Below are 13,097 nucleotides of genomic sequence, written 5' to 3'. Positions count from 1 at the left end.
TGTATTCTGCAACGGCCCCGGAAAACGTAGAAAGACCTTTTAAACATTGTCCGCAAGGTGAAACTGATCCTCGCCTTAGGCGCGTCCCGGCTGAAGGTCCGCGCCCGCGCCAACCGGCTCCGCCAGAATTTGTTCCTTCTTCCGGAGCACCTCGTCCGTGAGCAGCAGTTCCTCCATGCGGTCCATGCCCAAGCGCTCCACCATCAGGCCGAACCGCTCGCGCGGACGCCCATAGTGGCGGTATGCTAGGAGCGTTTTTTCCAGAATATCCATCGCGTCGATGGCGGAATAAATGCCCGGCAATTCCGACGCCTTGCGGCCCTCCCGGCCCCAACGCCCGCCGATCACAATTTTGACGCCGTGCGCCTGCGAACTGAGGCTCTTGAAGTAGCAGTTGCGGATACATTTTCCGCAGGCGTTGCAGCGGTCCTTGTCAATGGTAATCTTGCCGTCCACCACCTTGGCGGCGCCGCGCTGGCAGCCTTCCTGCACAATGCACTTCTTGCAGCCGCGGCATTTATCCCAGTTGACCAACGGCTTGTTCTGCCCGATCAGCCCAAAGTCGTTCAGGTCGGGCTTCATGCAGTTATTTGGGCAGCCGCCCACCGCGATTTTAAACTTGTGCGGCAGGGCGACGTCCTTATAGCCCTCATAAAACCGCTTGTGGATCTGTTTTGCAATCGCCTGTGTGTTGATCTGTCCGAAGACGCAGGTGGTCCCCTTGCATGCTGTCACCGGGCGCACCTTTGCGCCGGTCCCGCCGGTCTCCAGATTCGCCCGCGCCAGATGCGCCTGCAAAGCGGGGATGTCCTCATATTTGACCCCGGAGATTTCCACGGTCAGACGCGTGGTGAACGCCACCGTACCGCTGCCGAACCGGTCCGCCGCTTCAGCAATATTGGCAAGCTGCACACCGGTCAGCGTGCCGTTCTCCGTGATGACACGGACGTTAAATTCGTCCTCGCTCTCGCGGTTGAACAAACAGCCCATCGCCTTGACCCGCTTTTTGTCTGCTTCTGTAATCTTCATATTTTCCCTCTTACTTTCCTTCCCGTTTATTCCGCCGGGATGTAATACGGCACACCGGCCGTATCGTCCCGCAAAACCTTTGCCTGGACGCCGAACACGGTTTGCAGCAGCTCCGGCGTCAAAATGGCCGCAGGCGGTCCATCCGCAAACACGCCGTGGTCCCGCATGACAACGATGCGGTCCGCATAGCGCGCCGCCTGGTTTAAATCGTGCAGAACCATCACCGTGGTGATACCCTTTTCCCGGTTCAGCCTGCGCACCAGGCGCAAAATATCGTATTGACAGCCGACGTCCAGAAAGGTGGTCGGCTCATCCAGCAGCATAATTTCCGGCTCCTGTGCCAGCAGCATCGCGATCCACGCGCGTTGACGCTCTCCGCCGGAAAGCGTCGCCACCGGGCGGTCGCCCAACGCATCGACGCCCACATCCGCCATAGCGCGCTCCACCGCCGCAAAATCCTCGGCGGACAGCCGCCCGCCAAAACCCGCGTAGGGATACCGCCCGCAGCAGACCAGCCGCCGTACGGTGTAATCCTCCGGGGACTTTACCCCCTGGGAAAGGATCGCCAGCCGCCGCGCCAGTTTTTTGGTATTCTGACGATAGATGGATACCCCGTCCAGCAGGACGTCCCCCTTTGCCGGGTACAAGCTGCGCGACATCGCCTTTAAAAGCGTCGATTTCCCGCAGCCGTTGCGTCCAATCACCGCTGTGAGGGACCCCTCTGCAAACGTGAGTGAAATATTTTCAAGGATGTTCCTTGCGCCGTAGCTGATGGAAATATTTTTTACCTGCAACATCGCGCTTCGTCCTCCCTCTCAGCAAATACAGGAAAAACGGCGCGCCCAGCACCGCCAGGATGATCCCCACCGGCACCTCGATGGGCGGCGCAAGGATGCGCCCCAGCGTATCGCAGAACATCACAAGCGCCGCGCCGCCCAGCGCCGCGCCCGGCACCAGGTACCGTTCATCCGAGCCGACCAGCATGCGGATCAGATGCGGGGCGATCAGGCCCACCTTATACTCAGTATGTGGATAAGAGCCAGGTCCCAGCCCGGTCGCCGCCTCGTCGCCCAGCAGGAGCACGTCCAGCCGCTGGGAGAGCAGCACCGCCAGGATCAGGCCCGCCGCCGCATACGGCAGCAGCATCTGCGCGTGGCGCCAGGTGGCACCGCTGAGTCCGCCGACGGAAAAGCTGACAAATCCCGTGAGCTGGTCCGGAAAAAACACCATCAGCGCATCCACGCCCGCGCGCAGAAAGGTGGACGTCGCCACGCCCGCCAGAATCATCCGCGTGGGGTTGATTCCATTGCGCCACGCCAGCAGGTAAATCGCCAGCGCGGTGAGCAGACCGCCCGCAAACGCGGCGGGCGGCAGGATTGCATACAGGTTTCCGGGAAACAGCACCATCGCCAGCATGCCGAAAAAACCCGCGCCGGACGACACACCGATCACGCTGGGTGAGGCCAGCGGGTTGCGCATGACCGCCTGTAACAGAACGCCGGAAACCGCCAGACACGCCCCTACCATCGCGCCGCAGAGTGCGCGGGGCAGCCGCAGGTTTACGACAATCTGGTGCTGCACACCGCTGTTTTCCAAAAACAGCGCGCGCCAGATCTCCGGCAGGGAAATCTGGACCGCACCGCCGCCGATGCTGAGAAAAAACGCCGCCGCGCAGAAAATGGCCAACAACCCCAGCGCGGCAAAGCGCGCCGCCGTGCGGTGGCCGGTATCAAGCTTCATCGCCATACAGTTTTTCATTAAAGAACGCGAACGCCTCCGGGTAGCGCGCATTCGGCTTTAATGTGGAAAACTCGCGCGGCACCACATAGATACGGTTGTTCTTCACCGCGTTGACCTCCTGCCAAGCGGGATTGCTCTGGATTTCATTCATCGCGTTTTCTTCCGCTTTCTTTCCGTCGCGCGCCATCTGAATGAACAGCACGTCCGGGTTGCTTTCCAGCACCTTTTCCATGCTGAAGTCCACCATGGACTCGCCGTGGGCAGCCTCTGCGTCGATGATATTTTCCGCGCCAAGGCGTTCCAGCATATCGCCAACCACGCTTTTGGGCACGCCCGCCTTGACATAACTGGCGGTCGCGTAAAGAATCATCGCCTTCTGCTTCGGCTTGCCCTGGGCCTTTGCGATCTCCGCGTCCACCTTCGATTTGATTTCGCCCAGCTCCCCGCCGCGCCCGGACTGGTCCGTGATGTGGGTGAACAGCTCAAACAGATAGAGGAAATCGTCGTAGTCCTTGTAGCTGACGGAGATATTCGGCACACCCGCCTGCTGCAGGGCCGGCTGAATCTCCCGGTGCTTGGTCAGCGTATTGACCAGAATCACCAGGTCCGGCTGGTAGCCGACGATCTTCTCCACACTGGGCGTACTCATGGTGCCAATGGTCGGCAGGTCCTTCGCCGCATCCGGAATGTTGTCTTCCCCTTCTATGCGGGCCACCGCGCTGCCTCCCGCCATGTACCAGAGGTCCAACACGGAATTGAGCAGAACCAGCACCTGCTGCGGGCGCTTTTGAATGGTCACCTCTCCCGCCAGTACATCGTTCAGCGTGATGGTATCCCCCGTTTCCTCAATGACATTTTTCAGCAGGCCTGTTCCGGTATCCACAGCGCCCTCCTGTGAGGACGGGGACGACTGCGGCGTTTCCTCCGTTGGGTTGGCTGTGCAGCCCACTGCGGCAAACAAAAGCGCCGCCGTAAGCAGCAGCGCCAACATTCTTTTTTTCATGCTTCCATTTCCTTTCTTTCTTCCACAGGGCGCTCCGCCGCGGGCAGAACCACCTGGAAGGTTGTAAACTGTTCGTCGCTGAAGGCGGAAATCGTCCCGCCGTGCAGCTCCGTGATCTCCTTTGCGATCGCAAGCCCCAGCCCCGCGCCGCCTGTCCGGCTGGAGCGCGAAGCATCCGCGCGGTAGAACTTATCAAAGATGCGCTGAAGCTGCTGCTCTGGAATCTGCGCACCCGCGTTGCGGAACTGCAGAACCACCTTGTCCTCCCGCCGGAACGCGAGGACCTCGATTTCCGTTCCCTCCGTGCCGTAATTGATAGCGTTGCGCAGCAGGTTGTCAAACACGCGGGCCAGCTTGTCCGCATCGCCCCAGACGGCCAGATCCGGCTGTACATCCAACCGGCAGCTGAGTGCTTTCTCGCTGAACAGCGGATAAAACTCCTCCGTCAGCTGGGCCAAAAAGTGTGTCACATTGACACGGGTCTGTTCCAGTTCAATGTTTTGCAGGTTGAAACGCGTGATCTCAAAGAACTCGTTGATCAGTTCTTCCAACCGTTCAGATTTTTCCAGCGAAATATGCGTATATTTATCGCGCAGCTCCGGGGAGATTTCCTTTTCGTCATTGAGCAGGTTTAAATAGCCGATGACGGAGGTCAGCGGCGTTTTGAGGTCGTGTGCCAGATAGACCACCAGGTCGTTTTTGCGCTGCTCCGCCTCCTTCGCCTCATATTCCCGGCGGCGCAGTGTCGTTTTGATTGCGTTCAGCTTGATTTCCATCGGGCGCAGCTCCACAGGCAGGCTGATGGGGGCGTCCGTTTGACTCAGCACCTCGTCCACCGCCTCACTGATCTGGTTCATATAGCGGCTGATGCGGGACATCGCCAGATAAACCGCCAGCGCCAGCAACAGTGTAAAGCCAAACGCCAGCCAGAAGGTCTTATTTTTCCGGATGACTTCGTGGTAAAACACCAAGGCATTGTCGTAATCCATGCCAAAAAATCTACAGAACGAAAGGAACGCGTCCGCAAACGGGACCTGCAGCGCGCCATCCACCATGGTGTATATAAAAATTACGCCGAGCAGCGCCGCCAGCAGGACGATACCGGCAATCTGTAACAGCATTTTGACCTTCAGGCGCGTATATCTATCCTTCAATTTTGTAGCCGACCCCCCAGACCGTCTTGATGAACTTCGGATGCCGCGCGGGTTCATGCAGCTTTTCACGCAGGCGGCGGATGTGCACCATCACCGTGTTGTTGGATTCCAGGTATTTTTCCTTCCAAACCGTCTCAAAGAGCTCCTCCGAGGACAGCACCTTGCCGCGGTTTTCACAGAGGATCCACAGCAGGGAAAATTCAATGGGCGTCAGGTCCACCGGCTGGTCGTACAACGTACATGCGTGCGTGTCCTTGTTGATCACCAGGCCGGAAAAGTCGATTTCGCTCTTTTCCTCCCGGGCCTCCGTGTTGTAGCGGGTGTACCGGCGCAGCTGCGCCTTGACGCGCGCCACCAGCTCCAGCGGGTTGAACGGCTTGGTCACGTAGTCGTCCGCACCGATGGTCAGCCCCGTAATTTTGTCCATGTCCTCCACGCGGGCGGTCAGCATGATCACCGGATAGGTGTGCGCCTCCCGGATTTTCCGGCACAGGTCAAACCCGCTGATATCCGGCAGCATCACGTCCAGCACCGCAATATCCGGCTCCTTTTCCTTTATATAAGCCAACGCCTGCGTGCCGTCCGTGCACTTGCAGACGGTATATCCCTCATTTTTCAGATACAGCTCCACCAGGTCCGCAATTTCTTTTTCGTCGTCCACCACCAGGATCTCCGGCATTTTTATCGCCCCCTCAAGAAACGCGCGGCTCACTTTCGCGCGCGCACCGCCGATGTACCCTTTTCCCGCAGATAGGTGCTCTCCAGATCCGCCAGATGCAGCTTGACCGCCAGCGGATATTTTTCATACGCCTGGCTCAGCGCAAAGCTGCCGCCCCGCACCGCATCGTCAAAACCGCCCATGTGCCAACGGATGGCGACGGCTTCGCTGGTTTTCAGGCGCAAAAAGCGCTCGATCAGGAAAACCGACTTTTCCCCATGCCCATACGGGAAGCTGTCCTCCACCATATAATAGGCTTTCTTTTCCCATGCACCGGTCTGTTCGTTTTTTACATTGCGCGTGCCCTCTTTATAAAACTGCGCTTTGCAAACGTCGTGCAGCAGGCCGCAGATGGCAAAGCTTTCTTCATTGTCCGTTTCCGGGTCAAACTGCTTTTCCATCATGGTGCGGTACACGTTCACACTGTGCTGCACCAGGCCGCCCAGACAGGCGCAATGGAATTTGGTGCTGGCGGGCGCCGTGAAAAAATCCGTGCGGCTCAGCCACTCAAAAAGCGCCTCGCTTCCGTCCCGCGTAATTTTGCTGCGGAAAATTTCCTCAAATTCTTCTTTATATCCCATAGTTCCTCCTTACTCCGGATGTTCAACCGATCTTCTTATTAATTTATTTATTATACTGGATTGGTTGCCGTGTGTAAAGGATGTTCACCGATTGTTCTTCCACAGTAAATTTCCATGGATTTTCGTTGCAATCTTATGTATTTTTGTGTCATTCCAACGAAGGAATATTGATTTCCAAAAGGCTTCATGTTAATATAACGCTAAGAAGGGATGACAATGGCAGTATTTTTTAGGTAAATTATAATAATTTTTAATTTACAAATGGACAATCTCCATTGTTGAAGCCATTGTTTCCAATTCCTGTCTTACTTTACGAAAAGACAAGTTTAAGAAGGAGGTTCATCGACTATTCTTGTTAAAGTAGTAAAATCAAATTTGTAAAGACATGAAGAAGAGGATGGAGGAAAAAATGAAAAGAAAGACACTACGCTCATTTGTCGCAGTCGCTCTGGCGCTGCAAATGGCGGCGGCCGGTGCGGTGCCCGTATTTGCGGCACAGACCAACGCGGCGGCTGTGACGCCGGCATACGCCGTTTCTGCCACGGAGGTAACTGAGGCGGGCGACGTTGCGCTGTATCTCAGCGATTTGAAACCCACCTACACAAAAGTAGGATTCGGCAGCCTCGGCATCGACAAGGACATCGACAATAAACCCCTTCGCCTGCGCGACAACGACCTGAAAATTGTGGAATACACAAAAGGACTGTGCGCGCATGCGGCGTCTGAAATCCGTTACGATATCTCCAAGCAGGGCGCTAAGCGCTTCCAGGCATACATCGGCGTACAGGCGGACTCCGTCTACGGCGGCGAGTACGGAAACTGCGGTTTTATCGTTGAGATCGACGGCGTGGAAAAATACAATCTCGCGGATCTTTCCGGAACAGAAGCACAGAAGTTCCTGGACATCGAAATTCCCGAGGGCGCCAAAGAGCTGGTTCTGAAGACCACCAACGGCACCAACGGCGTCACCACCTGCGACCACAGCCTGTGGTGTGAAGCAAAGATTCTCTGCGACGAAGCGGTGCAGACCGTACTGGCTTCCGCTGAGGCGCTTGCCAGCCAGTCCGTGGTGCAGATCGGCAAAACCGCGCAGCTCTCCGTCAAGGGCTACTCCATCGGCGGCGCGCAGGTTCCGGGCGACACCCTCACCGTGACCTATAAGAGCTCCGACGAAGCCATTGCAACCGTCGACGCAGACGGCCTGGTGACCGGTACCGGCGACGGCATCGCGACCATCACCTGTACGGTTGCACAGGGCGACGTTGTTCAGGAAGCAACCATCAATATCATCGTCGGCAAGGGCGATCCGGACTCCACATGGGAAGTCGCGTCCCCGGATGGCAGCGTCAAGGCGCTGTTCAGCCTGTTTGACGGCAAGGTCAGCTACTCCTCCTTTAAGGACGGAGACATCATGGTTGACAACTCCATGGTCGGCCTGACCACCAGCCTCGGCGATTTCTCCGGCCTCAGCTTTAAGGACAGCACCACCGCTGTGATCGACGATCCGTACGAACTGGTCGGTGCAAAGGTCACACAGGTGGAAAACAAAGCCAACGAAACCACCCTCAACTTCACTAAGGAAGGCGTAGAGGGCGTCACCTTCAGCGTAGTCGTGCGTGCATATGATGACGGCATCGCGTTCCGCTATGCCATCAACGCGGAAGAGGCAGGCAAGGCCATTACCATCCGTTCTGAAAACACCAGCCTGCAGATTCCGCAGGGTTCCACCGCCTACGTGATGCCGTATATCGCGCATAACGAGCAGGTGGAAGAGGAGCGTCAGCTCAGCGAGCTGAACGAGCGCTACTGCATGCCGCTGCTGTACAAGACGCCGACCGGCAAGTATGCCCTGATTTCCGAGGCCGCTCTGAACGAGGAATACTGCGGCGCGGACATCATCGGCAACCCGAACGGCCGTCTGGATATTGTGTTCTCCAACGAACAGGGCAGCAAAGCGATCACCACAAAAGCGCCGTTTGTCTCTCCGTGGCGTTTCGCTGTTCTGGGTGATACCAATGCCATTGCGATGAACACCATGGCGGAAAACCTCAGCCCCGCGAACGTCATCGGAGACACCTCCTGGGTTGAGCCGGGCGTCACGGCGTGGACCTGGCTGAACCGCGAGTCCACCAGCAACCCGGATGTTTACAAAAAATACATAGACTTTGCCGCCGAGATGGGCTGGCAGTATGTGCTGCTGGACGAAGGCTGGCAGCCGAAGGGCAGCACCAACGGCCACAGCGGATTCGCCTATTGGGGCTATTTTGACTGGACCGAGGACCTGCTGCAGTATGCCAAGGACAAGGGCATCCGCCTGATCGCCTGGCAGAATCACAATGACCTGAAGAAAGAAGGAGAAGCGGAGCGCCGCATTAAAGAACTGGCCGATATGGGCTTTGCGGGTATCAAGCCGGACTTCTTCAACTCTCAGTCTCAGGATTACATCAAATTCTATATCAAGCTGATGCAGGTCACAGCGGATAATAAAATGTGGATCAATATCCACGGCGCCAATAAGACAACGGGTGAAAGAAGAACCTATCCGAATGCTCTGTCCCGTGAGGGCATCTTCGGCGCGGAGCAGGATCTGTTCCGTCCCGCGGACGTCAGCGCATTCCACAACTGCATGCTGCCGTTCATGCGCGCCGCGGTTGGCCCGGCGGACTACACGCCGATGTTCTCGCACCGCACCAATACCCGCAAGCAGATGACCATTGCACAGATGGGCGCGTTGACCGTCTCCTATGAGTCCGGTATTCAGTGCTTCGCAGACCGTCCGGAAGCTTATCTGGACAGCCCGGCCTGCGACTTCTTCAGGAGCTTCCCGAAGCAGTGGGACGAAGGCAAAATCATCGCCGGCGAGCCGGGTGAATACGTCAACACCGCACGCAGAAGCGGCGACAACTGGTATCTGGGCCTGATCTGCAACGAAGCGCGCACCGCGGAATTCAAACTCGACTTCCTCGATGACGGCGACTATTTCGCTTATATCTATGAAGATGGAGAGACCGTCGACGATATCAACGCACGCACCCAGAAGGTGGACAAGAACACCACTTTGACCATCCCAATGGCCCTGCATGGCGGCGCCATGATCAAGATCGTCAAGGGCCTGCCGTCCCAAGCGGATTCCATCACCCTGAGTGAATCCGAATTGACCATGATGCCGAACGAGTCTGTGACACTGACCGCAACCCTCTCTCCGGAGGACGTGGACTTCCAGACCGTTACCTGGAGCTCCAGCAACCCGGAAATCGCAACGGTTGTCAACGGCAAAGTGACCGGCCTCAAGCCCGGCACCACCACCATCACCGCGGCGACCGGCTTTGACGGCGATATCACCGCCACCTGCGAAGTGACCGTGCGCCGTCCGGAATTCTCCCTGACGAACGACTGGTCCATCATCCGCAGCAATCCGGAAAACTGGAAGCTCAACGATGTCAATTCCATCACCATCACCACCGAATCCGGCGAGTTCTACAGCGGCACCAACAACGCGAAGAACGTCTTCCTGACCCCGGTTTCCGGTGACTTCACCGCTACAACAAAACTGACCTTTGTTCCCGGTGCGGACTATCAGACCGCGGGTATCATCGTCTACAAGGACGAAAAGAACCTGTATGGCGCATATAAGAGATCCCATTCCGGCTATAAAGGCAACATCTTCACCGACTTTGCCCTCAACAACGGCAAGGCAGGCGAGCACACCACGCCTGACCCGGATAAGGATGCGCCGGTTTACCTGAAAGTTGTTAAATCCGGCACAACCTTCACCTCCTATTACAGCTACAACAACGAGGACTGGACCCAGATCGCCAACCCGTGGGATGTGTCCGGCCTGAGCGGCGACAGCCTCCAGATCGGCCTCTATGCAGTAGACGGCAACGGCAAGAGCGGTTCTCTCCCGGCCACCTTTGAGAACTTCACCATCGACGGCGAGGTTGTACCGTTTGCAACCAAGTACACCGAGGCAACCGGCATCGAGCTGAGCGCTACTGAGCTGGATATGGTCCAGTATACCAGAGAGACGCTGACGGCCACTAAGACACCGGCGGACGCGGACGACGATATCACCTGGAAGTCCAGCGATACGGAAATTGCCACCGTTGAAAACGGCGTGATTTCCGCACTGAAGCCCGGCACCGTGACCATCACCGCCATGACCGGCTTTAACAACGCCGTCACCGCGGACTGCAAGGTCATCATCACCGAGGCGGACATGGTTCTGGCGGACAACTGGAACGTTGTGCGCGACGATCCGTTCAACCGTACCGTCAATGCGGACGGCTCCGTCACCATTATCACCCAGGCGGGCGAAAACTATCCGGGCAGCATTAAGGCAAAGAACGTCATCCTGACCCCGGCTGGCGAGGACGACTTTACTCTCACGACGAAGCTCGACTTCACTCCCACCGGCGACTACCAGAGCGCGGGCCTAACGATCTATGCAAACGACCAGGCGATGTTCGGCGCTTACAGAAGATACCACTCCCACTTCGGCGGCAACATCCTTGCAACGGTCGGCATCAAAGGCACCACAGGCAGCAGCCTGACCGAGCAGAGCGTTGCGGACCCGGATTCGGATGCACCGGTTTACCTCAAGCTGGAGAAGGCCGGCGGCACTTTGACCGCTTCCTACAGCATGGATAACGAGGCCTGGACGCAGATCGGCAAATCGGAGACCATCGATGCCATCGGCAGCGCGGACAGTGTGCAGGTTGGACTCTACGCTGTCAACGGCACCAACAAGCCCGGCGCGGTCCCGGCCACCTTCTCCGACTTCGCAATCAACGGCACGAAAGTTCCGTTCGTCGCTGAGAAACCGCCGGTGGAAGAAGGCAAGCTGGTTGTCACTTACAACAAGGGCGTCAACCTTTATGTCAATGACGAGGAGCAGAAGCTCGCGAACCTGATCGGCAAATTCTCCGGCACATATGAAGAAGAAACCGCGATCGACCTAGCCTTCAAGCCTTCCGTCGAGGGCAGGGAGTTCAGCAAGGTCATGTTGGGCGGCCAGGAACTCGACATCACCGATACGAAAGAATTCACCTACGATGTGACCATGGACAAGGAAGGCGCTGCGCTTGACTTCCAGTTCACGCTGGTCAACAAGAGCATCCTGAATACCATGATCAACTATGCAAACACCCTGGAAGCAGAAGTCGCCGGTGCTGTTCCGAGCATCCAGGAGAAATTTGCTGCCGCACTCGAGAACGCAGAGACTGTTGCGGACACCGTTGCGGTCACACAGAATCAAATTGACGCCGCGTGGGGCGACCTGCTGAATGTCATTCATTACCTGCAGTTCAAGCCCGGCAACAAGGAAGATCTGAAGGAGCTGCTGAACAGCGCGATCGAAATTTCCGAATCCGGCGTCCTGAGCGAGAAGCTCCAGAAGCTTCTTGACGACGCAATCGCAGCGGCGCAGGATGTTATTGACGACCGCGACGCCATGCAGCCGGAGATCACAGAAGCATACGAGAAGCTGGACGAGGCTATCCAGACCATCCATGACAGCATCGTCAACAAGGACACTCTGCTGACGGTGATCCAGGAGGCCGAATCCTACAACCTGGATGAGTATGTGGAACAAGGCAAGGATGCATTTAAAGCAGCATTGAAGAAAGCCAACGACGTCTACGATAATCCGGACGCTACCCAGAAGGAAATCAACGACGCGGTGGATAACCTGAACAATGCGATGAAGGATCTTCGCCTGAAGGCAGACAAGAGCAAGCTGGAAGAGCTGACGAAGGAAGCCAACGAATTGAACCTGAACGGCTACACCGCTTCCTCCGTTGAAACCTTCAAAGCCGTCCGCAGCCAGATGAACGCGCTGCTGGCGAAACCCGACAACGAAGTTTCTCAGGATGAAGTGGACGCTCTGATTGAGCGCTACTACGAAGCGAAGAACGGTCTGGCTTCCAACGGCGGCACCTCCAAGCCGTCCAGCACCTCCAGACCCACCCCGATCAACGACAACACCTACGGCGCGTCCGGAACGGCTGTAGTCGGCGCGGCGCAGAGTGCGCTGGCGGCGTTTGTCCGCTCCGATACCACCGTGGACTTCACCCTGAAGAGAGGCGCCGCCTACTGCTTCAAGATGACCGTCATGAACGGCAGCAACTTGACTCCGAGCTTCACCGTCGGCAACGGCGATGTGCTCAAGACCCAGTTTGTGGCGAAGATCGGCAACGATTATTATTACAGAGTCTGGGCCGTCGGTGCACCGGGTTCCAGCGCAGGCGTTTACACCACCCTGCCGGGCCAGACAGCACAAAAGCATTGCATCGTGACCATTCGCTGATAGTTGCCACCAAAAGACACCGCAGGTGTGAAAGACGTTGCACGTCTGCTGTGAGACATTGCACGGTAAAAATCGGCTGATTCCATTCACAAGGTTCTCGTTTGAGAACAGCATAGAAAAAGTTCCCGCCATACCCCTCTTCGGGTATGGCGGGGGGTTTTTCATTAAAAGCTATTTCAAGCGGTCTGGGGCACTGTGTTACATGGCTGTATCTTTTAAAAAATAAAAATGGGATAAGAGAAAGGGTTGGTGGGAAAGGGGCCAACACCTCCCGCGCTGAGAGTTGCAACAAAAAGCCACGGCGGGGGTGAAAGACGTTGCACGTCTGCGGTGAGAAATGGCACGGAAAAAATCGGCTGATCCAATTCACAGGTTTCTCTTTGGAAAACAGCAAAAAAAAAGTCCCCGCCATACCCCTCTTCGGGTATGGCGGGGCTTTTTGCATAAGCAGCTATTTCAGCCGTTCAGGCGCATTGTGTCACATGCTCAGTTGCCGTATCGTACTACTTTTTCTTTCCCGGTATCCATCTTTCACAAAAACAATCCGCCCTGTTATTTTCCGGGT

General features: G+C 56.7%; 8 protein-coding genes. 1 reads left to right on the top strand and 7 read right to left on the bottom strand.

Features of this window, described 5'->3' with window-relative positions; translation table 11 throughout:
- Positions 1–75: 75 nt before the first annotated feature.
- From BN2106_RS03660 to BN2106_RS03630, 7 genes are read right to left on the bottom strand one after another with little or no spacing between them, the layout of a single operon-like run.
- Complete coding sequence (locus BN2106_RS03660) at positions 76–1,029, bottom strand: (4Fe-4S)-binding protein (RefSeq protein WP_050697219.1); 954 nt, start codon at positions 1,027–1,029, stop codon at positions 76–78.
- Positions 1,030–1,055: 26 nt separating this feature from the next.
- Entirely contained in the window at positions 1,056–1,826 is a 771-nt protein-coding gene (locus BN2106_RS03655; protein WP_050697218.1) for an ABC transporter ATP-binding protein, read from the bottom strand.
- On the bottom strand, positions 1,774–2,775 hold the full coding sequence (locus BN2106_RS03650) for a FecCD family ABC transporter permease (RefSeq protein WP_050697217.1): 1,002 nt from the start codon (positions 2,773–2,775) through the stop codon (positions 1,774–1,776). The genes BN2106_RS03655 and BN2106_RS03650 overlap by 53 nt, the downstream gene beginning before the upstream one ends.
- Complete coding sequence (locus BN2106_RS03645) at positions 2,759–3,772, bottom strand: ABC transporter substrate-binding protein (protein WP_050697216.1); 1,014 nt, start codon at positions 3,770–3,772, stop codon at positions 2,759–2,761. Before BN2106_RS03645 ends, BN2106_RS03650 begins: the two co-directional genes overlap by 17 nt.
- Positions 3,769–4,926 carry a sensor histidine kinase gene (locus BN2106_RS03640; RefSeq protein WP_050697215.1) on the bottom strand — a complete coding sequence of 386 codons (1,158 nt, stop codon included), beginning with the start codon at positions 4,924–4,926 and terminating at the stop codon, positions 3,769–3,771. The genes BN2106_RS03645 and BN2106_RS03640 overlap by 4 nt, the downstream gene beginning before the upstream one ends.
- Positions 4,916–5,605: a VanR-ABDEGLN family response regulator transcription factor gene (gene vanR / locus BN2106_RS03635; RefSeq protein WP_050697214.1), complete on the bottom strand. Its 690-nt coding sequence runs from the start codon at positions 5,603–5,605 to the stop codon at positions 4,916–4,918. Before vanR ends, BN2106_RS03640 begins: the two co-directional genes overlap by 11 nt.
- A 29-nt stretch (positions 5,606–5,634) precedes the next feature.
- On the bottom strand, positions 5,635–6,225 hold the full coding sequence (locus BN2106_RS03630) for an HD domain-containing protein (RefSeq protein WP_050697213.1): 591 nt from the start codon (positions 6,223–6,225) through the stop codon (positions 5,635–5,637).
- Positions 6,226–6,634: 409 nt separating this feature from the next.
- On the opposite strand from BN2106_RS03630, the gene BN2106_RS03625 reads away from it, so the two are divergent.
- A complete protein-coding gene (locus tag BN2106_RS03625) occupies positions 6,635–12,532 on the top strand; it encodes a glycoside hydrolase family 97 N-terminal domain-containing protein (protein ID WP_195891773.1) in 5,898 nt (1,965 codons plus the stop codon).
- Positions 12,533–13,097 lie beyond the last annotated feature (565 nt).

Source organism: Anaeromassilibacillus senegalensis (assembly GCF_001261775.1).
Classification (GTDB): Bacteria; Bacillota; Clostridia; order Oscillospirales; family Acutalibacteraceae; genus Anaeromassilibacillus; species Anaeromassilibacillus senegalensis.
The sequence above is the reverse complement of the archived record's forward strand: the minus strand, read 5'-3'. Positions and strand labels throughout refer to the sequence as shown.

Coding starts and splice junctions, on each gene's coding strand:
- BN2106_RS03660 (WP_050697219.1), bottom strand. CDS start 1,029: ATGAAGATTACAGAAGCAGACAAAAAGCGGGTCAAGGCGATGGGCTGT.
- BN2106_RS03655 (WP_050697218.1), bottom strand. CDS start 1,826: ATGTTGCAGGTAAAAAATATTTCCATCAGCTACGGCGCAAGGAACATC.
- BN2106_RS03650 (WP_050697217.1), bottom strand. CDS start 2,775: ATGGCGATGAAGCTTGATACCGGCCACCGCACGGCGGCGCGCTTTGCC.
- BN2106_RS03645 (WP_050697216.1), bottom strand. CDS start 3,772: ATGAAAAAAAGAATGTTGGCGCTGCTGCTTACGGCGGCGCTTTTGTTT.
- vanR (WP_050697214.1), bottom strand. CDS start 5,605: ATGCCGGAGATCCTGGTGGTGGACGACGAAAAAGAAATTGCGGACCTG.
- BN2106_RS03630 (WP_050697213.1), bottom strand. CDS start 6,225: ATGGGATATAAAGAAGAATTTGAGGAAATTTTCCGCAGCAAAATTACG.
- BN2106_RS03625 (WP_195891773.1), top strand. CDS start 6,635: ATGAAAAGAAAGACACTACGCTCATTTGTCGCAGTCGCTCTGGCGCTG.